22 protein-coding genes are annotated in these 22186 nt (G+C 68.9%); 16 read left to right on the forward strand and 6 right to left on the reverse strand.

The window, feature by feature from the left end; translation table 11 throughout:
* Positions 1-24 precede the first annotated feature (24 nt).
* From ACT6XY_RS05025 to ACT6XY_RS05090, 14 genes are all read left to right on the forward strand, one after another.
* Complete coding sequence (locus tag ACT6XY_RS05025) at positions 25-1014, forward strand: tripartite tricarboxylate transporter substrate binding protein (protein ID WP_444747230.1); 990 nt, start codon at positions 25-27, stop codon at positions 1012-1014.
* 19 nt (positions 1015-1033) lie between these two features.
* Positions 1034-1507, forward strand: coding sequence for a tripartite tricarboxylate transporter TctB family protein (locus ACT6XY_RS05030; RefSeq protein WP_444747231.1), 474 nt, complete (start codon positions 1034-1036; stop codon positions 1505-1507).
* A gap of 3 nt (positions 1508-1510) precedes the next feature.
* Positions 1511-3013: a tripartite tricarboxylate transporter permease gene (locus ACT6XY_RS05035; protein WP_444747232.1), complete on the forward strand. Its 1503-nt coding sequence runs from the start codon at positions 1511-1513 to the stop codon at positions 3011-3013.
* Positions 3014-3129: 116 nt separating this feature from the next.
* On the forward strand, positions 3130-4599 hold the full coding sequence (locus ACT6XY_RS05040; RefSeq protein ID WP_444747233.1) for a sensor histidine kinase: 1470 nt from the start codon (positions 3130-3132) through the stop codon (positions 4597-4599).
* Positions 4596-5042, forward strand: a complete 447-nt coding sequence (locus tag ACT6XY_RS05045) for a response regulator (RefSeq protein ID WP_444747234.1) — start codon at positions 4596-4598, stop codon at positions 5040-5042. The genes ACT6XY_RS05040 and ACT6XY_RS05045 overlap by 4 nt, the downstream gene beginning before the upstream one ends.
* Before the next feature lie 16 nt (positions 5043-5058).
* A complete protein-coding gene (locus ACT6XY_RS05050) occupies positions 5059-6108 on the forward strand; it encodes a sensor histidine kinase (protein WP_444747235.1) in 1050 nt (349 codons plus the stop codon).
* A 91-nt stretch (positions 6109-6199) separates the two neighbouring features.
* Entirely contained in the window at positions 6200-7099 is a 900-nt protein-coding gene (locus tag ACT6XY_RS05055; protein WP_444747236.1) for a LysR family transcriptional regulator, read from the forward strand.
* Between the two features lie 167 nt (positions 7100-7266).
* Positions 7267-8238 (forward strand): N-carbamoyl-D-amino-acid hydrolase, encoded by a 972-nt coding sequence (locus ACT6XY_RS05060; protein WP_444747237.1) that lies wholly within the window; start codon positions 7267-7269, stop codon positions 8236-8238.
* Positions 8235-9089, forward strand: coding sequence for an amino acid ABC transporter permease (locus ACT6XY_RS05065; protein WP_444747238.1), 855 nt, complete (start codon positions 8235-8237; stop codon positions 9087-9089). Before ACT6XY_RS05060 ends, ACT6XY_RS05065 begins: the two co-directional genes overlap by 4 nt.
* 35 nt (positions 9090-9124) lie before the next feature.
* The gene (locus ACT6XY_RS05070) at positions 9125-9907 is read left to right on the forward strand and encodes an amino acid ABC transporter ATP-binding protein (protein ID WP_444747256.1); all 783 of its coding nucleotides are present in this window, start codon (positions 9125-9127) and stop codon (positions 9905-9907) included.
* A 64-nt stretch (positions 9908-9971) separates the two neighbouring features.
* Positions 9972-10796, forward strand: a complete 825-nt coding sequence (locus ACT6XY_RS05075) for an ABC transporter substrate-binding protein (protein WP_444747239.1) — start codon at positions 9972-9974, stop codon at positions 10794-10796.
* Entirely contained in the window at positions 10783-11673 is an 891-nt protein-coding gene (locus tag ACT6XY_RS05080) for a polysaccharide deacetylase family protein (RefSeq protein WP_444747240.1), read from the forward strand. The genes ACT6XY_RS05075 and ACT6XY_RS05080 overlap by 14 nt, the downstream gene beginning before the upstream one ends.
* 87 nt (positions 11674-11760) lie before the next feature.
* Positions 11761-12603 carry an ABC transporter substrate-binding protein gene (locus ACT6XY_RS05085; protein ID WP_444747241.1) on the forward strand — a complete coding sequence of 281 codons (843 nt, stop codon included), beginning with the start codon at positions 11761-11763 and terminating at the stop codon, positions 12601-12603.
* 58 nt (positions 12604-12661) lie between these two features.
* On the forward strand, positions 12662-14053 hold the full coding sequence (locus ACT6XY_RS05090) for an amidohydrolase family protein (protein WP_444747242.1): 1392 nt from the start codon (positions 12662-12664) through the stop codon (positions 14051-14053).
* Between the two features lie 3 nt (positions 14054-14056).
* Here the strand turns inward: ACT6XY_RS05090 and ACT6XY_RS05095 are convergent, their stop codons facing one another.
* The 6 genes from ACT6XY_RS05095 to ACT6XY_RS05120 all read right to left on the reverse strand — a co-directional run bounded on the left by ACT6XY_RS05095 (position 14057) and on the right by ACT6XY_RS05120 (position 20380).
* Positions 14057-15001, reverse strand: a complete 945-nt coding sequence (locus ACT6XY_RS05095) for a polysaccharide deacetylase family protein (protein ID WP_444747243.1) — start codon at positions 14999-15001, stop codon at positions 14057-14059.
* Positions 15001-15801, reverse strand: a complete 801-nt coding sequence (locus ACT6XY_RS05100; protein ID WP_444747244.1) for an ABC transporter permease — start codon at positions 15799-15801, stop codon at positions 15001-15003. The genes ACT6XY_RS05095 and ACT6XY_RS05100 overlap by 1 nt, the downstream gene beginning before the upstream one ends.
* The gene (locus ACT6XY_RS05105; RefSeq protein ID WP_444747245.1) at positions 15798-16634 is read right to left on the reverse strand and encodes an ABC transporter permease; all 837 of its coding nucleotides are present in this window, start codon (positions 16632-16634) and stop codon (positions 15798-15800) included. Before ACT6XY_RS05105 ends, ACT6XY_RS05100 begins: the two co-directional genes overlap by 4 nt.
* On the reverse strand, positions 16631-17716 hold the full coding sequence (locus tag ACT6XY_RS05110; RefSeq protein WP_444747246.1) for an ABC transporter ATP-binding protein: 1086 nt from the start codon (positions 17714-17716) through the stop codon (positions 16631-16633). The genes ACT6XY_RS05105 and ACT6XY_RS05110 overlap by 4 nt, the downstream gene beginning before the upstream one ends.
* Before the next feature lie 40 nt (positions 17717-17756).
* The gene (locus tag ACT6XY_RS05115; RefSeq protein ID WP_444747247.1) at positions 17757-18809 is read right to left on the reverse strand and encodes an extracellular solute-binding protein; all 1053 of its coding nucleotides are present in this window, start codon (positions 18807-18809) and stop codon (positions 17757-17759) included.
* Positions 18810-18979: 170 nt separating this feature from the next.
* On the reverse strand, positions 18980-20380 hold the full coding sequence (locus tag ACT6XY_RS05120) for an amidase (protein WP_444747248.1): 1401 nt from the start codon (positions 20378-20380) through the stop codon (positions 18980-18982).
* A gap of 294 nt (positions 20381-20674) precedes the next feature.
* On the opposite strand from ACT6XY_RS05120, the gene ACT6XY_RS05125 reads away from it, so the two are divergent.
* Together ACT6XY_RS05125 and ACT6XY_RS05130 are read left to right on the forward strand one after the other, a co-directional pair.
* Complete coding sequence (locus ACT6XY_RS05125; protein WP_444747249.1) at positions 20675-21859, forward strand: acyl-CoA dehydrogenase family protein; 1185 nt, start codon at positions 20675-20677, stop codon at positions 21857-21859.
* 2 nt (positions 21860-21861) lie between these two features.
* Positions 21862-22186, forward strand: a 325-nt coding sequence (locus tag ACT6XY_RS05130) for an acyl-CoA dehydrogenase family protein (protein ID WP_444747250.1), incomplete at its 3' end; no start/stop codon positions are given.

Below are 22186 nucleotides of genomic sequence, written 5' to 3' on the forward strand. Positions count from 1 at the left end.
GGGGGTCTGCACAGGAGGAAGACCATGCCCAAGACGCTCTGGACGCCGTCGCGTCGCCGATTCATCACGTCCTCATCCGCCCTCGCCCTCGCCGGGCTCGCAGCGCCCGGCCTCGCCCAGACGCGCTTTCCGAGCCGCCCGGTGACCCTCATCGTGCCTTGGACGGCGGGCGGCTCCACCGACATGGGCTTCCGGGCGCTGGCCGAGGCCACCCAGAAGCATCTCGGCGAGCGCGTCATCGTCGAGAACAAGCCCGGCGCCGGCGGCACGCTCGGACCTGCCCAGATGGCGGCGAGCGCGCGTCCCGACGGCTATACCCTCGCCCAGATGCCGATCACCATGTTCCGCCTGCCGCACATGACGCGGGTGGCGTTCAATCCGCTGACCGACTTCAGCTACGTCGTCCACGTGGCGGGATACTGCTTCGGCACCACGGTGCGCGCCGACAGCCCGCACAAGACCATGAAGGACCTGATCGAGTTCGCCCGCGGCAACCCCGACAAGGTCACCTACGGCACGCCCGGGGCCGGAACCTCGCTGCACATCACCATGATGGACATCGCCGCCCGCGAGAACATCAAGTGGACCCACGTGCCCTTCCGCGGCGCCTCCGAGACCAATGCCGCCGTGCTCGGCGGCCACGTCACGGCGCAGGCCGATTCCAGCGGCTGGGCGCCGCTGGTCAATGCCGGCCAGCTCCGTCTCCTCGCCACCTGGGGGAAGAAGCGCACGAAGACCTGGTCCAGCGTGCCGACCCTCCAGGAGAGCGGCATCGACATCGTCTCGAACTCGCCCTTCGGCCTCGCCGGCCCCAAGGGCATGGACCCGGGCATCGTCAAGGTGCTGCACGACGCCTTCAAGAAGGGCATCGAGGAGCCGGACCACATGCGCGTCATGGACCAGCTCGACCAGGAGGTCGACTACATGGACACGCAATCCTACGAGGCCTTCGTCAAGACCATGTACGAGGACATGCGCCAGCAGGTGGAACGCCTCGGCCTGCGCCGCAGCTGACCGCCCGGAAACCCCCGACATGCGCATTCCCGACCTCGTGGCCGCCGTGGCCATCGCCGGCCTCGGCGCCTATCTCGTGCGGGAAGGCGGGGAGCTCGGCCTCGGCGAACCGACGGAGCCGGGGTCCGGCTTCATGTTCTGGTGGATCGGCGCCGCCATGATCCTCGCCGGCGGCGCGCTGGGCGTCACCGGCCTCCTGGCTCCGGCAGGCCGCCAGCCTGCCGACATGCCGCCGGCCGGCGGACCGCTGGCTCAGCCGCTGATCGGCATCGTCGCGCTCGTCGGCTATGCGCTGGCGCTCCAGCCGATCGGCTTCATCCCGACCTCGGCGGCGCTGCTCTCCGGCCTCTTCATCTTCGTCGGCGGCTATCGCTGGCAGGTCTCGCTCGCCATGGGCGTTGCCGGGGCCTTCCTCTGCTGGCTCCTTTTCGCGAGGCTCCTCGGCAGCAATCTGCCCGCCGGCATCCTCGTCAACACCATGTTCGGGAACTGACCGATGGAACTCCTCGGTCAGCTCGGAACGGGCTTCGCGGTCGCCCTCTCGCCGGACAACCTGTTCTACTGCTTCGTCGGCGTCCTGATCGGCACGCTCGTCGGCGTCCTGCCCGGCATCGGCCCGATCGCCGCCATGTCGCTGCTGCTGCCGGCGACCTTCGCCATTCCCCCGACCGGCGCCGTCATCATGCTCGCCGGCATCTACTACGGGTCCATGTACGGCGGCTCGACCACGTCCATCCTCGTGCGCATCCCCGGCGAGGCCGCCTCCGTCGTCACCTGCCTCGACGGTCACGAGATGGCGAAGCAGGGCCGCGCCGGCGCGGCGCTCTTCGTTGCCGCGATCGGTTCGTTCTTCGCCGGAACCGTGGCCCTCGTCGGCCTTATTCTCGTCGCGCCGCTGATGATCACCGTGGCGCTCGCCTTCGGCCCGGCGGAATACTGCGCGCTGATGCTCCTCGGCCTCTGCCTCATCGCCTACCTGTCCCAGGCTTCGGTGATCAAGTCGCTGGTCATGGCCGGCATCGGCCTCATCCTCGGGCTCGTCGGCATCGATTCCATCAACGCCCTCCCCCGCCTTACCTTCGACCGCCTGGAGCTGCTCGACGGCATTGGCCTCGTGCCCGTGGTCATGGGCCTGTTCGGCGTCGCGGAGATCTTCAAGAACCTCGAGCAGGGCACGGACCGCACCGTGGTGGAGAGCAAGGTCGGGCGGCTCTGGCTGACCTCGACCGACTGGGTCCAGTCGCGCTGGGCCATCGTGCGCGGCACGGCGCTCGGCTTCGTCCTCGGCATCCTTCCCGGTGGCGGCGCCGTCATCTCCTCCTTCGTCTCCTATGCCATGGAGCGGCGGCTCTCGAAAACGCCGGAGCGCTTCGGCAAGGGCGCCATCGAGGGCGTCGCGGGACCGGAAGCCGCCAACAATGCCGCCGCCGGATCGGCCTTCATCCCGCTGATGACGCTCGGCATTCCGCCCAACGCCGTGCTCGCCCTGCTGCTCGGCGCACTGATCATCCACAACGTGCCCGTCGGCCCGACCATGATCACCCAGCGGCCCGACCTCTTCTGGGGCGTCGTCGCCTCCATGTATGTCGGCAACGTCATGCTGCTGGTGCTGAACCTGCCACTCATCGGCCTGTGGGTGAAATGCCTCCAGGTGCCCTATGGCATCCTGTTTCCCCTCATCCTCCTGTTCTGCTGCATCGGCGTCTACGCCACCTCCGGCCAGATCTTCGACCTCTACGTGATGATCGCCTTCGGCATCGGCGGCTGGCTGGTGGCGCGCTGGGGCTATGAGCCGGCGCCGCTCGTGCTGGGCTTCGTGCTCGGGCCCATGTTCGAGAACAACCTGCGGAAGGCGCTGATCCTGTCGCGCGGCAGCTGGATGACGTTCATCGAGCGGCCGATCTCGGCGTTCTTCGTCCTCGCCTCGGCGATCATCCTGGCGACGGCGCTCGTTCCCTGGATCAACGCCAAGCGCAAGGAGATCGCCGTCGAGGGTTGAAGGCGCCGATCCGACCCGCTCCTCCCACACGCCGCGGGGCGCTTGCCAAGCGCGGCGATTGTCCCCACAAGAGCCCCATTGAGCGGGGCTCCATGGGTATTTTAAGAAGTTCTTTTGTGCGGACGACCGCGCTGATGCTGGCTGCCGGCATCACGGTTCTTGTCCTCATCGTCGCGGCCTCCCTGTGGCTCACCGCCCGCTCGCAACAGCATTTCGGCGAGGTCGTCACCTCACGCGCCATCCGCAGCGCCACCGCCGACATGCTCTCGCTCATGCAGGACGCGGAGACCGGCCAGCGCGGCTTCCTCATCACCCGCGATCCGGTCTTCCTGCGCCCCTATCGAAACGCCGTCGATAATTTCGAAGTGCGGCTCGGCGCCTTCAGACAGGCGATCGCCGACGATGCGGCCCTGGCCGAACTCTCGAGGCGCCTCACCGACAAGCTTCGCCGCAAGATGGACGAGTTGCGCAACCGGGTCGAACTCGGCGAGGCCAACCGGTTCGAGGAGGCCGCCGCCCTGGTGCGGACCGGCTCGGGCATGCGCCTGATGGACGAGATCAGGGCCGACCTCGGCGAGGTGCTGCAACGCAGCGAGCGGTCTCTGCAGCAGGCTATCGCCGCGCAGGACACCACCACCGACCAGCTGCAGCTCGTGTCCATCGTCGGCGCTATCATCATCCTCGGCCTTGCAGCGGCCGCCGCCTGGCTGATCTCGGGCTATACCCGCGAGCTCGCCCATTCCCGCGCCGAGCTGGAGGTGCTCAACACCGGTCTCGAGCAGCGCGTCAGCGAACGCACCGAGGCGCTGACCAAGGCGAACGAGGAAATCCAGCGCTTCGCCTATATCGTCACCCACGACCTCAGGGCGCCACTGGTCAACATCATGGGCTTCACCAGCGAGCTGGAGACTTCCATCAAGCCGGTGGCGGCCGTGCTCCAGGGCAAGGAGCCGAGCCCCAACGATCGGGAGGAGGCCCGCCAGGCCATCGCGGAGGACCTCCCCGAGGCGATCGGCTTCATTCGTTCGTCCACCCAGAAGATGGACAACCTCATCAACGCCATCCTGAAGATCTCCCGCGTCGGCACGCGCACCCTCAAGCCCGAGCCGATCGACCTGAAGGCCCTCGCCGAGGCGAGCGCCGCCGCCGTGCATCATCAGGCATCGGACGATGAAGGCGATGCGGGCATCCGTATCGAGGTGCCGCGGATGGAGATCGTCAGCGACCGGCTGTCGGTCGACCAAATCCTCGGCAACCTCCTGGACAACGCCATCAAGTACCGCGCCGCCGACCGCCCCATCCGTATCGCGATCCGCGGCCGCCGCGACCGGCACTTCGCCTATCTCGACGTCGAGGACAATGGCCGCGGCATTGCCGCCTCCGACACCGAGCGCGTTTTCGAGTTGTTCCGCCGCTCCGGTCCCCAGACGGTCGCCGGCGAGGGCATCGGCCTCGCCCATGTGCGCACGCTCGCCCGCAATCTCGGCGGCGACATCAGCCTGTCGTCGACCCTCGGGCGCGGAAGCATCTTCACGGTCAGGCTGCCCATCGATTTCAACGAGTTCAAGAGGAGAGCCGCGCTATGACCCCCAGCGGAAACCCCGTCACCATCATCATGATCGAGGACGATGAGGGGCATGCGCGCCTCATCGAGAAGAACATCCGCCGCGCCGGCGTCTCGAACGAGATCATCCCCTTCACCAACGGCACGGAGGCCCTCGCCCACCTTCTCGGAGCCGACGGGTCGGGAACGGCCAGCATCGGTCGGCAGCTCCTCATCCTCCTCGACCTCAACCTGCCGGACATGGGCGGCGTCGACATTCTGGAGAAGGTGAAGTCGAACCCCCATACCAAGCGTGCGCCCGTCGTCGTCCTGACGACGACCGACGACCAGCGGGAAATCCAGCGCTGCTACGACCTCGGCGCCAACGTCTACATCACCAAGCCGGTGGACTATGACGGCTTCGCCCAGGCGATCCGCCAGCTCGGCCTGTTCTTCGCGGTGATGCAGGTGCCCGAGGCCGACTGACGGTGGCGACCTGACCATGCCCGACACCCAGAAACGCGTCCTCTACGTCGACGACGACGCCGCCCTCGGGCGGCTCGTCCAGCGCCGGCTCGCGCGCCACGGCTTCGCCGTGGTCCATGCCGCCGATGCCGCCGCCGGGCTGGAGGCACTCGCCGGGGAGGCCTTCGACGTCGTCATCCTCGACCATGACCTCGGCACCTCGACCGGCCTCGACCTCCTGCCGCGGATCAGGGAACAGGCGCCCTCGCTGCCGGTCATCTACGTGACCGCGTCGACGGAACTCGCCATCGCCGTCGAAGCGCTCAAGGCCGGCGCCTTCGACTACGTCGTCAAGACGGTCGGCGACGACTTCGACGCGCTGCTGCTCTCCGCCATCACCCAGGCGGTGGAGAAGGGCGTCCTCCTGCGCCTCAAGGAGAAGGCCGAGCGCGAGGTGGCCGAGGCGCGCGACCATGCCCTGGTCCTGTTGGCCGAGGTCAACCACCGCGTCAGCAACAGTCTCGCCCTCGTCTCCTCGCTGATCCGCATGCAGGCCTCCGCATCAAAGGACCCGGAGACCCGCGCCGCCCTTGTCACCACCCAGGCGCGCATCGCCGCCGTCGGCGACCTCCACCGCAACCTCTATACCTCCGACGACGTCCGCTCCGTCGACCTCGGCGCCTACCTGACCTCCGTGCTCGACGCCGTCCGCCAGTCCGTCGCCGATACCGGCTCCGCGGCAACGCTCACCTTCACGCCGGCGACCGTCCTGTGCCGCACCGACAAGGCCGTCTCGGTCGGGATGATCGCGACGGAACTCGTCACCAATGCTCTGAAATACGCCTATCCCGACAAGGCGGGTGAGGTCCGGGTGACGCTGGCGACCGACGCCGACGGCATCACCCTCACCGTCGCCGACGACGGCGTGGGATGGCGGGGGACGGGCCCCGTCCGCGGGTCCGGGCTCGGAAGCCGCATCATCGCCTCGATGGCGAAGAGCCTCGACAGCCAGGTCGACTATGTCGACGTCTCCACCGGCACCTGCGCCCGGCTGAAGGTGCCCGCAGCGGTCATCGAACGGCGCTGAGCCACGCCGACCGCGCCTGTCCGCCGGCCGAGCAGCATGCTATTTGCTTGGAACCGTCCGCCCTTCTCCTGTCCCTGCGGGTGGCCCTGCCTTGAATCTGCGTCAGCTCGAACTCCTCCGCGCCGTCATCCGCTGCGAGACCACCGTCGGCGCAGCGCGCGAACTCGGCCTGTCGCAGCCGGCCGTTTCCAACGCCATCAAGCATCTGGAGGACCAGCTCGGCTTCGCCCTTTTCGAGCGGATCAACAATCGCCTCTTCCCCACCCAGGAGGCACGGACGCTCTACCAGGATTCCGAGCCCATCTTCGCCATGCACACGGCGCTGGAGGCCCGCGTGCAGGACCTGCGCGAGAACCGGGCGGGCCGCATCCGCATCATCGCCACCCCGCCGCTCGGCTATGGTCCGATCCCCGTGGCCCTGCAGCGCTTCCTCGCCCGCCGGCCGAAGGTGCGCATCTCCTTCGACGTGCTGCGCCTCGAAGACGTGGCGGAGAAGGTCGAGCTGGGCGTGTCCGAACTCGGCTTCGTGCTCGGCATCGGCGATCACCCCGCGCTGAAGGTGGAGCCGGTCTACGAGGGCCGCATGGTCTGCGTCCTGCACCGCAGCCATCCCCTGACGGCCCGCGACGTCATCACCCCGGCGGACCTGCGCGACTGTCCCTTCATCGCCCTCGAGCGCGGCACGCGGCTCGGGACCGCCGTCCGGCAGGCCTTCGAGGCGGCCGGCGAGCCCTTCCGTCACGCCGTCGAGGTCCGATACTGCCACACCGCCTGCGTACTCGCGGCCAGCGGCATCGGCGTCGCCGTCGTCGACCCCTTCTCGCCGGCGGGCAGCGGCCGGCCCGACCTCGTCGTCATCCCGTTCGAACCGGCGACGCCCGTCAGCGCCTATGTCGTCTCCTCACGCAGCCGGCCACTCTCACGCCTGGCCGGCGACTTCCTGAAGGAGGTACGGCTGGCCCTCGACGAGGCGACCGCACGGCTGCCGTGATCTGCCGCTGGCTCGGGGAACGTTGAGACGCCAAAGCGGGTATTTGCCTAGCGAATAGGCTTGCCCAAAAAATCATAGTCTGCAGGATTGTCCCATGCCCGGGCGCCGTCGCAGTCTGGCCGTCGGCGCACTTGCGGGTGCGCCGCCGTCCCGAGCCAGAGGTCTTTATGTCTCGCATCCTGCGCGTCGCCGCCGCCCAGATGGGCCCCAACCAGCGTGCCGACGACCGTTCCACCATCCTCGCCCGGATGATCGCGCTGCTCGACCAGGCGGCGGATCGCGGCGCCGAACTCGTGGTCTTTCCCGAACTCGCCTTCACCACCTTCTTCCCGCGCTGGCTGCTCAGCCCCGGAGAGGTCGACGCCTGCTTCGAGGCCGACATGCCGAACCCGCAGGTGGCAGCCCTGTTCGAGCGGGCGCGCGAGCGTCGCGTCGGATTCTATGTCGGCTATGCCGAGATGGCCGGCGACCGGCACTTCAACAGCGCCATCACCGTCGGGCCTGACGGCACCATCCTCGGCAAGTACCGCAAGGTGCACCTGCCGGGCTCCGTCGAGCCGCGCCCCGGCGACCGGTTCCAGCAGCTGGAGAAGCGCTACTTCGACTACGGAGACCTCGGCTTTCCCGCCTTCTGGGGCCCGAAGGCGTGGCAGGAGCCGGTCCTCGGCATGCTCGTCTGCAACGACCGGCGCTGGCCCGAGGCCTGGCGCTGCTACGGCCTGCAGGGCGTCGAGCTCATGCTCATCGGCTACAATTCGGCGGCCTACGACCCCAACGGCGGCACAACCGAGAACGAGAGCCTCAGGACCTTTCACTCGACCCTCGCCGTCCAGGCCAATGCCTACATGAACGCAACCTGGGCCATCTCCGTCGCCAAGGCGGGCAACGAGGACGGATCCGGCCTCATCGGCGGCTCCTGCATCGTCGATCCCAACGGCGTCGTCGTGGCGCAGGCCGAGACCCTCGGCGACGAGGTCCTGGTGGCCGAGGTCGATTTCGACGCATGCCGCCAGGGCAAGGAGAAGATGTTCAACTTCGCCGCCCATCGCCGTCCGCAGCACTACCGCGCCATCGTCGAGCAGACCGGCGCGGTGCTGCCGCCGAAGCCCCCGGTGCCCACGGAAAGGCTCAGCGCATGACCACCCCCGCCGCCTCCCATCCCTCGCTGCCGGACATTTCGGGGCACACCATCGTCGCCGAGCGCTACTGGGGCCGCTGGGTGGCCGTGGCCATCATCACGGTGCTGATCGCCGCCCTCGCCCGGGCCTTCGCCGTCGGCCAGATCGAATGGGCCTTCGTCGGCCAGTTCCTCACCGCGAAGTCGATCCTCGACGGCCTCGCCAACACCATCCTGATGACCATCGGCGCCATGACGCTGGGGATCGTGCTCGGCGTCGTCGCGGCGGTGATGCGCATGTCGCCCAATCCGGTGCTGAAGGGCGTCGCCATGGGCTACGCCTGGCTCTTCCGCGGCACGCCGGTGATCCTTCAGCTGCTGCTCTGGTTCAACCTGGCGCTGATCTTCCCGACCCTCGGCATTCCCGGCCTGTTCTCCTTCCGCACGGTGGACGTGATGACGCCGGCGGTGGCGGCGCTGCTCGGCCTCGGCATCAACCAGGGCGCCTACACGTCCGAGGTGATGCGCGCCGGCATGCTCTCGGTCGACGTCGGCCAGTACGAGGCGGCCAAATCCATCGGCATGACGCGGCTGAAGGCGCTGCGCCGGATCGTCTTCCCCCAGGCCATGCGCGTCATCATCCCGCCTCTCGGCAACGAGTTCATCGGCATGGTGAAGCTCACCTCGCTCGCCAGCGTCATCCAGTATTCGGAAATCCTGCACAACGCGCAGAACATCTACTACGCCAACTCGCGGGTCATCGAACTGCTGATCGTCGCCGCCATCTGGTACCTCGTGGTGGTCTCGGTCCTGACCCCCGCGCAGATGCTGCTGGAGCGACACTACGGCCGCGGTGGGGGGGTCGGCCGATGACCGCCGTGGCCCCTTCCACCATGACGCCTTCCGCCATGCCCCCTCACCCGGGCCTGCCGCCCATCGTCTCGATCATCGACGTCCACAAGAGCTTCGGCACGTTCAAGGCAGTCGACGGCGTCTCGCTCGACGTCGCCCCCGGCGAGGTCGTGTGCATCATCGGCGCCTCGGGTTCCGGCAAGACGACGCTGCTGCGCTGCATCAACCAGCTGGTGCAGATCGACCGCGGTGCGATCTGGGTCGACGGCGAACTCGCCGGCCTGCGCATCGACGGCGACAAGCTCTACCACCTGCCGGAGAAGGAGATCGCCCGCCAGCGCCTCGCCACCGGCATGGTGTTCCAGCGCTTCAACCTCTTCCCCCACCTGACGGCGCTCGAGAACATCATCGAGGGCCCGGTCCAGGTTCTCGGCAAACCGCGGCGCGAGGCCATCGAGGAGGCCCACGCGCTGCTGAAGCGGGTCGGCCTGTCGGAAAAGGCGGATGCCTATCCGACGAACCTCTCGGGCGGCCAGCAGCAGCGCGTCGCCATCGCCCGCGCGCTCGCGATGAAGCCGAAGCTGATGCTCTTCGACGAGCCGACCTCGGCCCTCGACCCCGAACTCGTCGGCGAGGTGCTCGCCGTCATGCGCGAGCTTGCCGCCTCCGGCATGACGATGATCGTGGTCACCCACGAGCTGGGCTTTGCCCGCGAGGTCGCCGACCGCGTCGTCTTCATGGACCACGGCGCCATCGTCGAGACGGGTCCCGCGAGCCAGGTTCTGGGATCGCCGAAGGAAGCCCGCACCGGCGCCTTCATCGCCGCGGTGCTCGCATGACACCCCATCCAAGCGACCAGAGCCGGACCCGCCGGCCGCCCTTCCAGACACCCGGAGCCACCCCATGCTGAAACGACTGATGCTCTCCGCCGCACTCTGCGTCACCGCCTTCGCCGCGGGCGCCCAGGAGCTTCCCGCTGCCGTCAAGCAGCGCGGCACGATCATCGCCGCCGTCATTCCAAACTACCCGCCGCTGGAGATGAAGAACCCGCAGACCGGCGAACTCACCGGCTTCGACATCGATCTCGGCAACGCCATCGCGGCCAAGCTCGGCGTCCGCATGCAGTGGCAGGAGACGAGCTTCGAGCAGATGCTCGCCGCCGTCCGCACCGGCCGCGTCGACATCATCCTCTCCGGCATGAGCGACCTGCCCGCCCGCCAGGAGACGGCGACCTTCATCAATTATATCCGCTCCGGCACCCAGTTCTTCACCCAGCATTCCCGCGCCGCGGAGTTCCCGACGCGCGAGTCCCTCTGCGGCAAGACCGTGGGTGCCTCGCGCCGCACCTCGCTGCCGGCCGAGATCAAGGCCTTTTCGGACGCCAACTGCGTCGCCCAGGGCCGCCCGGAGATCCGCTACGTCGGCACGGAGGGCTCGGCCGACGCCCGCACCCAGCTGCGCCAGGGGCGCATCGACGCCGCCATGCAGGGCTCGGAGACTCTTCCCTACATCATGGGCCTCGAGCCCAACACCTTCGCCCTGGTCGGCGAGCCGACGCGCTACACCCTGATGGGCATCGCCACCGCCAAGGAAGCGGAAGAGCTGCGCCAGGCCATCGTCGGGGCGTTCAAGGCCCTCATCGCCGACGGCACCTACAAGCAGCTTCTGGTCAAGTGGCAGCTGCAGCCGTCCGAACTCACGGAGATCACCATCAATGCCGGTCGCTAGTCTCGACGCCCTGCCGCTGCTGCCCGCCAACCGGGCGCCGCTCTCGCCCGTCTATCCCTGGCCGAAGGGGAACAAGGCGGCGGTGTTCCTCTCCTTCGACGTCGATGCGGAATCCGCCTGGACCGCGAAGGACCCGAACCACTACGAGCGGCTCGTCACCATGTCCTATGGCGGCTTCGAGGCCCGCGTCGGCATCCCCAAGCTCCTGGAGATGCTGCGCCAGCAGGAGCTGAAGGCGACGTTCTTCATCACCGGCTGGGCGATCGAGGCCCACACGGCCGCCTGCGAGGCGATCCTCAAGGACGGCCACGAGATCGGCCACCACGGCTTCCACCACCTCATGCCCGACCCCGGCGCGCCGCACATCGTCGAGGAGATGGACAAGGGCCTCGACAGCCTGAAGCGCCGGCTCGGCGTGGTGCCGGTCGGCTACCGCGCCCCCCTCGGCGAGAGCTGCGAGGAACTGCGCGTGCTCCTGAAGAAGCACGGATTCCTCTACTCCTCGTCCTGGCGCGACGATGTCCGGCCCTACCGGCAGGTCCTCGCCGACGGCACGCCCGGCGTCGTCGAGCTTCCCGCTACCATGACCTTCGACGACTGGATGTACGGCCTCACCCACCGCTACTCGCCCCGCCCGCTGTTTCCGCGCGAGCACGTGCTCTCGATCTGGAACGACGAACTGGCCGAGACGCGCGACTGGGGCGGTCTCATCACCACGGTCCTGCATCCGCAGGTCTCCGGCCGGCCCATGCGCCTGAAGCTGCTGCGCGAGTTCCTCGAACACGTGAAGAGCTATGGCGACGTCTGGATCGCCACCGGTGCCGAGATCGCCGGCCATTTCGCGGCCTGCGAGGCTGCCGACACCAAGGCGGCGTGAACGGAACGAACCAGCAGGTCGCCTCGCTTCGGCAAGGCGGCCTGCACTTCCTGCATGCCATCGCGATCGATCACAGGGAACCGAGCCATGACCTTCCGCCGAAACCTGCTCGCAGCCGGCCTCGCCGCGCTCATCTCGACCGCCGCCCTCGCCCAGCAACCGATCCCCCTCCCCGACGCCATCAGGACGGCGGGCGTGGTGCGCATCGGCATCGAGGCGACCTACCCGCCCATGGCCTACAAGGACCCGGCGACCAACGAGCGGCGCGGCTTCAACGTCGACCTGGTCACCGAAATCGCCAAGGTGCTGGGCCTGCGCATCCAGTGGGAGGAGATGGCCTTCGCCCAGCTCATTCCGGCGCTGACCACGAACCGCATCGACTTCTCCGGCTCGTCCATGACCGACCTGCCGGCGCGCCGCGAGCGCCTCTCCTTCGTCGACTACATCTCCACCGGCCCGCAGATCTTCGCGATGACGGCGCAGGCCGCCGACATCAACCAGCCGACGGATCTCTGCGGAAAGTCCATCGCCACGCCCCGCACGACCGCCTATTTCCCGACGCTGCAGGCCTGGAGCCAGACGAACTGCGTCGCGCAGGGGCGCCCCGCGATCAACGTGGTGGGAACGGAGGGCGCCGCCGCCACCCGCACCGACCTCCGCCAGGCGCGAGTCAACGCCGCCGTCCTCGGCGCCGAATATGTCGTCTTCCTCTCCCAGCAGGAGCCGGGCGCCATCAAGCCGATCGGCACGCCCATCGGCCGCAACATGTCCGGCCTCGCCTTCCCGAAGGAATCGACCGTGCTGCGCGACGCAGTCGCCGCCGCCCTCAACCGCCTCATCGAGAACGGGACCTACATGACGCTCCTGAAGAAGCACGGCTTGGAGGCGCAGGCCCTCGCCCGCGCCGAGATCGACGCCGGCCAGCCCTGAACCGTCCCATCGGTGCGGACCGGCCCGCCGGTCCGCACACTTGCCGCAGGCCGACGCCATGGACCTCCTGATCACCGACGCCGTCGTCGTCACCTGCGACGATCACCGGACGATCCACGCCGCGGCTGCCGTCGCCGTCACCGGCAATCGCATCGTCGCCGTGGGCCCGACCGCGGACCTCGCGCGCGACTATCCGCAGCACGCGCGCTTCGACGGGCGGGGTCTCGCCGTCTTTCCGGGCTTCATCAACGCCCACACGCACACGGTCCTGCTGGCCCTGCGCGGCACCATCGAGGACTGGCCGGGCGAAGCGATCTACCGCTACATGACGCCGATCTCCTACGCGATGACCGGCGAGGAGCGCTCGATCATCGCCCAGCTCGGCTGCCTGGAGGCGATCCGCTCCGGCACCACGACCCTGGTCGACCCGTTCCGGCACGTCACGACCTACGCCCCTGCCATGGCGGACACCGGCATGCGGCTCTGGCTGACCGAGAGCTGTGCCGACATCGACACCCGCCGTATCCGCCACGGCGACTACCGCGTGAACGAGGCCTTCGGCGCCGCCTTCCTCGACCGCGCCACGGCGCTCATCGAGGGCTTCCACGGCTCCTATGGCGACCGCGTCCGCTGCCAGGCCGCCGCCCACGCCCCCGACAACTGCTCCCCGGCCATGCTTCGCGCCGTGCGCGACATGGCGGAGCGCCATGGCCTTACCCGCACCATCCACCTGTCGCAGAGCCCCGGCGAGGTTGCAGCGGTGAAGGCGGTCCACGGCCTGACCTCGGCGGAATATCTGGATCGCGAGGACTTCCTCGGGCCCGACCTCGTCGCCGCCCACTGGACGTTCTGCACGGAAGAGGACATCCGCCTGCTGGCGTCACGGGGCGTGCAGATGGCCCATACGCCGGCCAGCATCTCCCGGCGCAACTTCCACAAGGTGCGCATCGGCCAGATCCGCGATGCCGGCGTGAAAGTCGTCTTCGGCACCGACAACATGAGCGAGGACATGTTCCAGGCCATGGCCTTCGGCTCCATCGTCCACCGCACCGGCCGCGGCCGCGAGGTGGAAGGCGGCGTCGACCCCTCGCCCGAGCAGATCCTCGACAGCGTCACCCGGCTGTCGGCGGCGTCTGTGGCGGCCGGCGACGAGATCGGCTCCATCGAGGTGGGCAAGAAGGCCGATCTCGCGATCATCGACCTGAACACCCCGTCGCTCAGGCCGCTCATCCGCCTCGTCTCCAACGTGGTGCACTACGGCCACCCCGGCACTGTCCATTCGGTGATGACCGACGGCGAGTTCCTGATGCGGGATCGGAAGGTGCTGACCATCGACGAGCCCGCGCTCATCCGCGAGGCCGAGGCGGTCACGCGCCGCGTCTGGGAGCGGATGATCGACGAGAATCCGGACATTGCGCCGCCGCCTGGCGAATTGCGCTGGCTCGGCTGAGGCTCAGCGCTCTGCGGGCGGGCGCGGCTGCCACGGATCGAGGCCGAGACCCGCGCGCCAGTGATGGGCAATGGCGTCGCGCCGCGCGAACCACACGCCGGGCGTCGCGGCCATGTGGTCGAGCAGGCGTTCCAGGCCACCGATCCGGCCGGGACGGCCGATGATCCTGAGGTGCAGGCCGATGGACAGCATCCGGGGCTCCTCGGCTCCCTCCGCCAGGAGCCGGTCGAAGGCGCCGATGCAGTAGCGGGCGAAGTCGTCGGACTGGATGAAGCCGCCGCCCGGCTGGAAGCGCATGTCGTTGGTGTCGAAGGCATAGGGGAGGATCACGAGGTCGCGCCCACCGTCCTCATGCATGAAGGGAAGATCGTCGTTGTATGCATTGGAATCATAAAGAAACCCACCATTTTGAAGGAGCAGGCGGCGGGTGTTGATCGAGGTCGCGGACCGGGTGTGCCAGCCGACAGGCGGCATGCCAGAGGCGGCGCCGATCGCCTCGACGGTCCGGGCGATGGCGACGCGCTCGGCGTCCTCGGCCATGTGGACGTGCTTCTCCCAGCGCCAGCCGTGGCACGAGATCTCATGGCCGTCGGCCACCGCTTCCTCGGCTAGCCAGGGCGACAGGGCGATGGCGCGGCCGCAGGCGTTCAGGGTCGCGCCAATGCCGCGGTCGGCGAGCGCCTTGCGGATGCGTGGCCAGCCCCGGCGGGTGCCATATTCGTAGTGACTCTCCATGCAGAGGTCGCGGGAACCCTCGATGCGCTCCACCGCCTCGTAGATGAACTCGTTGGCCTCGTCGCCGGCGCCGAGGGAGAGTTCGGCCCCCTCCTCCACATTGACGACGATGGAGACGGCGAGACGGGCATCGTTCGGCCAGCGGATGGCCGGCGGAGAGGCCCCGTAGCCGCGGAAGTCGCGGTCGGTGGTCGGATGAGGAAAGGACGACATCAGAAATCCGCGAGGCGTCTGAGACCCACCAGCCTGTCGCCGATGATGAGCGCGATCACCGCCAGCAGGATGAGGCCCGCCGAGATCGCGGCGATGACCGGATCGGGGCGCTCCTCGACGAACTGTAGCATCTGGATCGGCAGCGTCTTCGTCCAGGCGTCGGTGAAGAAGATGGAGATCGGGTAATTGTCCATCGAGGCGAGGAAGGCGAACATCGCGGAGGTCAGGAAGGCCGGGGCCAGGGCGGGCACCATCACCTTGCGCAAGGCCTTGCCATAGGAGCAGCCCAGCGTCCGCGCCGCGTCGATCAGGGTGAAGTCGAAGAGGCTGAGGGCGGCGAGCACCGTCCGCACCACATAGGGCATGGTGATCACCACATGGGCGACCAGCAGGCTCGGCCAGGCCTCGCGCAGCCCCACCGCCTTGAAGCCCTGCAGCATGGCGATGCCGACGACGAGGCCCGGCAGCATCAGCGGCGAGACGAGGAAGGTGGCGATGGCGTCGCGGCCGGCGAAGCGTCCGCGCACCAGCGCGATGGCGCAGAGCGTGCCGAGCACCAGAGACACCAGCGTCGAGAGGGTGGCGATCTGCAGCGAGGTGGCGAGCGAGGGCCAGAGGCCCCGCGTCGCCGGCAGCTGGTTGTACCAGCGCATCGACCAGCCCGGCGGCGGCAGGGTGAAGACCGCCGAGGAGCCGAAGGACACCGCTACCGTCACCACCAGCGGCGTCAGCAGGAAGACGATGGCGAACAGGGCGACGGCCCAGACCAGCGCCGAGGCGACGCGCTCGATCGCCGTCATTGCGAGCCTCCCAGGCGCTTCGCGAGCCACGACGAGGCGACGACGATCGACACCGCCATGACCAGCAGCACCACGGCCGTGGTCGAACCCAGCGCCTCGTTGCGCATGAGGAGGAAGGACCGCCCGGTGAGCGTCGCCAGCATCTGGAAGCGGTCGCCGATGAGGAGGCTCGGGATGACGAACATCGACACCGACATCGAGAAGACGAAGGCGATGCCGGAAACGAGGCCCGGCAGCGTCAACGGCAGGAAGATGCGGCGGAACCGGTAGAGCGGGCTCGCGCCCAGCGTCGCGCCCGCCTCGGACAGGCGGGGATCGATGAGCTTCACCACCGAATAGATCGGCAGGATCATGAAGGGCAGGAAGACGTTGGCAGCGCCCATGACGAGCCCCGTCTCAGTGAAGAGCAGCCGCTGCGGCTCGCTCCAGATGCCCGAGCCGACGAGGAGCTGCGACACGACGCCGTCGCGCCTGAGCACGATCTGCCAGGCGAAGGCCTTCACCACCACGCCGATGGACAAGGGCAGGATGATCGCCACGAGCAAAGCCACCTGCATCAGGCCCTTCGCCCGCGCCATGGCGATGGCGACGGGAAAGCCGATGAGGAGGCAGACCAGCGTGGTCAGCAGCGCGATGCGCAGCGTGTTCCAGATCACCCGCCAGGAATAGGGATCGGTGAAGAACTGCCCGAAGAGCTGGAGGGTGAAGCCTTCCGGCCCGGTGACGCTGCGCGCCAGCAGGAAGACGAGCGGCAGGGCATAGACGAGACCGAGATAGGCCACCGCCGGCAGGGCGAGCCAGCCGATCGGGTCTCTCTGCGCTGCGGTGCTCACGAGACCCGGTCCGGCATCGGATAGAGCAGCGTGTCGGCGACGCGCCAGGACAGCGCCAGCGTGGCGCCGGGGGCGGTGCCCGCGGGCAGGCCTGCGACGCTCTCGATCTGGATCGGCATGTCGGCCGGCGCCTCGAAATGGGCCTGCACGCGCGAGCCCTGAAAGACGACGTCGGTCAGCCGCGCGCGGATGGTGTTCTCGTCCGCGTTCTCGCCGAAGGCCATGAGTTCGGGCCGGACGGCGACGAGGACGGGGCTCCCCGCCACGAAGCGACCGGGCGCGCGGATGCGCCCCGCGGCCGTGTCGATCGCCACCTCGCCCTCGCCCGTCGTCTCCACCACCGTGCCAGGGATGCGGGTCGACAGCCCGACGAATTCCAGAGCGAACGGCGTCGCCGGCTTCTTGTAGATCGTATCGGGATCGGCGAGCTGCTCGATCCGGCCGCGGTTCATCACCGCGATCCGGTCGGACATCATCAGCGCCTCGTCCTGGTCGTGGGTGACGAAGATCGCGGTGGTGCCAACCTCGCGCAGCAGCCGCTTCAGCTCGATCTGCATGGTCTCGCGCAGCTTGCGGTCGAGCGCCGAGAAGGGCTCGTCGAGGAGCATGAGCTTCGGCTTGACCGCGAGCGCGCGGGCAACCGCGACGCGCTGCTGCTGGCCGCCGGAAAGGGCCCGCACCGAACGGTCGGCGAAGGCCTCCATGTGGATGAGCTCGAGATGACGCGAGACCGTGGCGCGGATCTCCTCCCGCGGCGCACCCCGCGCCTCCAGCCCGAAGGCGACGTTCTCCGCCACCGTCAGGTGCGGGAACAGCGCATAGCTCTGGAACACCACGCCGACGCCGCGATGATGCGGAGGCTTGGCCGAAATGTCTTCGCCGTCGAGGACGATCGACCCGGAATCGGCCGAGAGCAGGCCGGCAACGATGCGCAGGAGCGTGGTCTTGCCGCAGCCGGACGGGCCGAGCAGCGATACGAACTCGCCCGGTGCGACGCCGAGATCGACGCCGTCGAGCACCATGGTGCCGCCGAAGGCCTTGGCGGCGCGGCGGACGTCGAGGAAGGCTGAGGGCTGTGTCATCGCATGAACGGAAGGGCGGCGAACCGCCCTTCCTGTCGCCTTATATGGACATCTCGCGATCCCAGCGCTTGACCCAGTCGTTGCGGTTGTCGGCGACGAAGGCCCAGTCGATCGTGTGCACGGAGACGCCGGTGGGCATGCCCGGGGGCGGCGGAACGTCCACGTTGGTCGGCAGCGCGAAGGTCGGCGGCGCGATCTTCGCCTGCACCTCGGCGCCGAGGAGCTCGTTCACATAGGCGAAGGCGAGGTCCTGGTTCGGTCCGCCCTTCACCACCGCGATGCCCGAAGGCACCGGGAAGATGCCCTCCTTCGGCGCAGCGAGGCCGATCGGCGCGCCGTCGAGGCGGCGCTGCAGGGCGAAGGAGGAGAGCGCGCCGACGATCATGTGCGCCTCGCCCTGCTCCAGCAGGCTGAATGCCTGCGGCATCTGGTTGTAGACGGTGAGAAGGTTCGGCTTCAGCGAGATAAGCTTCTTGAACCCGGACTCGGTGTCGCGGGTCGCCTCGGCCATCGGCTTGCCGGTGGCCAGGTGCGAGGCCATGAACAGGTTCGGCAGGCCTTCCGTGTTCTGCAGCGACGGAATGATAATACGGCCCTTGTATTTCGGGTCGTAGGCCTCGGCCCAGGAGGCCGGCGGCGTCTTGATGACGTTGGTGTTGTAGGCGATGCCCTGCCAGGGCTGCAGGTAGTTCGCCCACTGGCCGTCCATGTGAACGGTGCCGGGCTTCAGCTTGGCGAGGTTCGACGCCTTGGCCGCGGTGATCGGCTCGAGCAACTGCTCCTTCACCGCGAGGATCATCACCGGATCGTCCATCTGCACGACGGAGAGATAGGGCCGGTCCTTGTTCTTCTGCATCTTCTCGAGGTTCACCAGCGACCGCGTGCCCTCGAAGGTCAGCTTGGCGTTGTACTTCCGCTCGAACAGCGGAGCGACATGGGCCTCGACCCAGGGCTTGTGGCTGGCGGCTCCGCCGACGACGATCTCGCGCGTCTGCGCCCGCAGCACGGAGGGGGCGGCGACCATGGTTCCACCGATGCCCAGGCCCGCCAGCAGGCTGCGCCGATCGATTGCGTAACGGGTGAAGACTGCCATGGGTCGAACTCCTCTGGTCGCAGCACCGCTGAACCGGGCGCGCGACGTCAAAGGATCGACAGCAAGAGCCATGCCGGCAGGCAATTACCTCCGGCCTGTTCGCAAGCACGAGCGATCCGCCTCAATTTTAGGCAACGGACTGGCGTGCCATCGGGCATTCAAGGACCGGCTCAGCCCGCGAGGATGGCCTCCACCCTCGCCGCCAGCCGCAACAGCTCGCGGTCGCGCCCGCGCGGCATGACGATCTGCAGGCCGAGCGGCAGGCCCGCACGGTCGAACCCGCAGGGGATCGAGATCGCCGGCTGGCGGGTATGGTTGAACAGCGGCGTGAAGACCGCGTGGCCGCGGGGACCGACGGGAACGCCCGCGATTGTCGCCGGCCCCAGGAGCTCCACCGGCCAGGCGGCGCAGGGCGTCGTCGGACCGATGGCGGCGTCGATGCCCCCATCGCGGAAGAAAGCGGCGCCGGCCACCGCCACCTCCTCCGACAGGAGCAGTGCGCGGGCGACGTCCGCCCCCGTGAGCGCGAGCCCGGCCGCGATCTGCGCCCCGAGATCCGGGTCGATCTGGTCCGGCCGGGCCTTCCAGGCCTCGCCATGGAGCGCTGCCAGCCCGCTCTGCTGGATCGCGCCCAGCCCCGCCTCCGCCGCCCCGGGCGGCCAGCGCGGATCGCCGTCGATGACCGGGAGACCGGCTTCGCGCAGCCTCGCGACACAGGCGTCGACGACCGCGGCGACCTCCGGCTCCACCGGCACGTCGAGGCCCCAGCGGGGGCTGTAGGCGATGCGCAGCGGCGCAGACCCGAGCCCGTCGTCCGGCGGCAGCAGCGCCGCATGCGGGTCGACGAGGCTTGCCCTTGCCATGGCCTCGAAGGCGAGCGCCGTGTCGGCCACGGTGCGGGCAATGGGGCAGATGCAGGAAATGCCGAAGAACGGCTCGGGAAAGCCCGGCCCGTAGGGAATGGCGCCGAAGGAGGGCTTCAGCCCGACGAGGCCGGTATGGGCGGGCGGGCGGCGGCTCGACCCCCCGGCATCGGTCCCGATCGCCAGCGGCACCATGCCTGCCGCGACCGCCGCCACGGGACCGCCGGAGGATCCGCCCGGCGTCATCGCGGTGTTCCAGGGATTGCGCGTTGCCCCATGCAGGAGATTGGTGGTCTGCCCCTTGGCGGCAAATTCCGACGTGTTGGCGATGCCGACGATCACCGCCCCCGCCGCCTCGATCCGCGCCACCGCCTCGGCATCCTCCGGGGCGATGAAGTCGCGGAAGAGGATGGAGCCCTGGGTAATCGGGCAGCCCTTCACCCAGATGTTGTCCTTGATCGCCACGGGGACGCCGGCGAGCGGCAGGCGCTCGCCCGCGGCGATCCGCGCATCGACGGCCGCCGCGCGCCGCAAGGCATCGGCCGGATCGACGAAGGTGAAGGCGCCGATCTCGCCGTCGAGTTCCCGGATTCGCGCGAGGGCGCGCGCCGTCTCGGCAGCCGCGGTGCTCCGCCCGGCGTTCACCGCGGCCGCGATCTCCGCAAGGCTCGGCCAGAAGGCGAAGGCGGCTTTCATGTCGATGGGCACGGCGGGCACTCCGGTGGGGGCTCGCCAGCAAAGCAAGAGACGAGCCGCGACGGCAACCCGTCGGCACGCGACGCCGTCCGGCTCTTTGCGCGAGGGGCGAAACTCCGTCGCCTCGCCGCCCCATGCGCCAGACGGACAAGCCAGACGGCGCGCCGAACCATTCCCTCCGCAGCCGAAGCGCCCGGTCGCCGCCGCGGCCTCCGCCTCATGGGGGAGCCTCGACCACATTGCCACCACGCGCAGGATTGTTATGATTGTTGGATCATAAATCAATAACACGGGCTGGAAACGACGGTGCAGGCTGAACTTGTGGCATTCCGCGAGGAGGTCAGGTCGTTCTGCCGGGAAGCTCTCCCGCAGGACATCCGCCGGAAGGTGGCGGAGAACCTGGCGCTGGAGCGCGCCGACCATCAGCGCTGGCAGAAGATCCTGCACGGTCGCGGCTGGATGGGCGGCCACTGGCCCCTTGCCCATGGCGGCAAGGCGTGGAAGCCGCTGCAGCGCTGGCTGTTCGAACAGACCCTCGCCGAGGAAGGCGCCCCCTGGCTCATCCCCATGGGCGTCGCCTATGTGGGCCCGGTCATCTATTCCTTCGGCAGCGAGGCGCAGAAGCGCCGCTTCCTTCCGCCCATCCTCTCCGCCGATCACTTCTGGGCCCAGGGCTATTCCGAGCCCAATGCAGGCTCCGACCTTGCCGGCCTCAAGACGCGCGCCGAGCGCCACGGCGACCATTACGTCGTCAACGGCCAGAAGACCTGGACGACCTATGCCCAGTGGGCCGACTGGATTTTCTGCCTCGCCCGCACCGAGGCTGGCGACCGGCCGCAGGACGGTGTCTCCTTCCTGCTGATCGACATGGCGTCGCCCGGTGTCACCGTCCGCCCGATCGGCACCATGGACGGCAAGCACCACGTCAACGAGGTCTTCTTCGACAATGTGCGCGTGCCGGCCGAGAACCTCGTCGGCGAAGAGGGCAAGGCCTGGCGCTACGCCAAGTTCCTGCTGGTCCAGGAGCGCCTGATCGCCGCCGAGACCGGGCGGATCCGCCATCTTCTCGCCGGCCTGCGGGCCGTCGCGGCGAGCGTTCAGGAGGCCGGTCGGCCACTCGGCCAGGCCCCCGCCTTCGCCGCCCGCATCGCCGACATCGCCATCGACCTCGCCGCCCTCGAGGCGGTCTGTGCCCGATTGCTGGCCCATGCCGACGGTGATGCGCCGGGCGGCGTCGAGGTCAACATGCTGAAGATCCGCTCCTCCGAACTGCAGCAGCGGGTCACGGAGGAGATGGTCCGCGCCCTCGGCCGCCTCGGCATCCCCTTCGACCCCGCCGACCTCGATCCCGGCGCGACGCCGCCCGCGGACTGGCCCCGCGGCGCCACGGGCATGGCCAGCGAATTCATGTACCTCCGGGCCGCCACCATCTACGGCGGCTCCAACGAGATCCAGCGCGGCATCATCGCCAAGCAGGGACTGGGGCTCTGACCATGTCCGACTCCCTCAGCCACGGCGACGACATCCGCCGCGCCCTCGCGGACAGCGCCGCGCGGCTCCTCGCCGCCGGCAGCGACGACGCCGACCGCTTCGCCGCGATGGCCGAGGCCGGATGGCTCGCCATCGCGGTACCGGAAGCGGGCGGCGGCCTCGGGCTCGGCCTGCGTGCCCTAGCCGAAATCGCCCGCGCCGTCGGCGAGGCCGGCAGCCGCGTGCCCGTCCTCGCCATGGCCGGCGTCAGCCTGCCGCTTCTCGCCACTGCGCCCGGCGATACCACTGCCCGCCGCCTTCTCGACGCCGCCCTCGGGGGCGATGCCA

Source organism: Phreatobacter sp. (assembly GCF_052440005.1).
Classification (GTDB): domain Bacteria; phylum Pseudomonadota; class Alphaproteobacteria; order Rhizobiales; family Phreatobacteraceae; genus Phreatobacter.

Excerpts from the sequence above, each read along its gene's own strand:
- ACT6XY_RS05090 (WP_444747242.1), top strand. The coding sequence starts at position 12,662 with ATGGACCTCCTGATCACCGACGCCGTCGTCGTCACCTGCGACGATCAC.
- ACT6XY_RS05110 (WP_444747246.1), bottom strand. The coding sequence starts at position 17,716 with ATGACACAGCCCTCAGCCTTCCTCGACGTCCGCCGCGCCGCCAAGGCC.
- ACT6XY_RS05095 (WP_444747243.1), bottom strand. The coding sequence starts at position 15,001 with ATGTCGTCCTTTCCTCATCCGACCACCGACCGCGACTTCCGCGGCTAC.
- ACT6XY_RS05045 (WP_444747234.1), top strand. The coding sequence starts at position 4,596 with ATGACCCCCAGCGGAAACCCCGTCACCATCATCATGATCGAGGACGAT.
- ACT6XY_RS05075 (WP_444747239.1), top strand. The coding sequence starts at position 9,972 with ATGCTGAAACGACTGATGCTCTCCGCCGCACTCTGCGTCACCGCCTTC.
- ACT6XY_RS05070 (WP_444747256.1), top strand. The coding sequence starts at position 9,125 with ATGCCCCCTCACCCGGGCCTGCCGCCCATCGTCTCGATCATCGACGTC.
- ACT6XY_RS05035 (WP_444747232.1), top strand. The coding sequence starts at position 1,511 with ATGGAACTCCTCGGTCAGCTCGGAACGGGCTTCGCGGTCGCCCTCTCG.
- ACT6XY_RS05085 (WP_444747241.1), top strand. The coding sequence starts at position 11,761 with ATGACCTTCCGCCGAAACCTGCTCGCAGCCGGCCTCGCCGCGCTCATC.
- ACT6XY_RS05025 (WP_444747230.1), top strand. The coding sequence starts at position 25 with ATGCCCAAGACGCTCTGGACGCCGTCGCGTCGCCGATTCATCACGTCC.
- ACT6XY_RS05115 (WP_444747247.1), bottom strand. The coding sequence starts at position 18,809 with ATGGCAGTCTTCACCCGTTACGCAATCGATCGGCGCAGCCTGCTGGCG.
- ACT6XY_RS05050 (WP_444747235.1), top strand. The coding sequence starts at position 5,059 with ATGCCCGACACCCAGAAACGCGTCCTCTACGTCGACGACGACGCCGCC.
- ACT6XY_RS05030 (WP_444747231.1), top strand. The coding sequence starts at position 1,034 with ATGCGCATTCCCGACCTCGTGGCCGCCGTGGCCATCGCCGGCCTCGGC.
- ACT6XY_RS05080 (WP_444747240.1), top strand. The coding sequence starts at position 10,783 with ATGCCGGTCGCTAGTCTCGACGCCCTGCCGCTGCTGCCCGCCAACCGG.
- ACT6XY_RS05100 (WP_444747244.1), bottom strand. The coding sequence starts at position 15,801 with ATGACGGCGATCGAGCGCGTCGCCTCGGCGCTGGTCTGGGCCGTCGCC.
- ACT6XY_RS05065 (WP_444747238.1), top strand. The coding sequence starts at position 8,235 with ATGACCACCCCCGCCGCCTCCCATCCCTCGCTGCCGGACATTTCGGGG.
- ACT6XY_RS05060 (WP_444747237.1), top strand. The coding sequence starts at position 7,267 with ATGTCTCGCATCCTGCGCGTCGCCGCCGCCCAGATGGGCCCCAACCAG.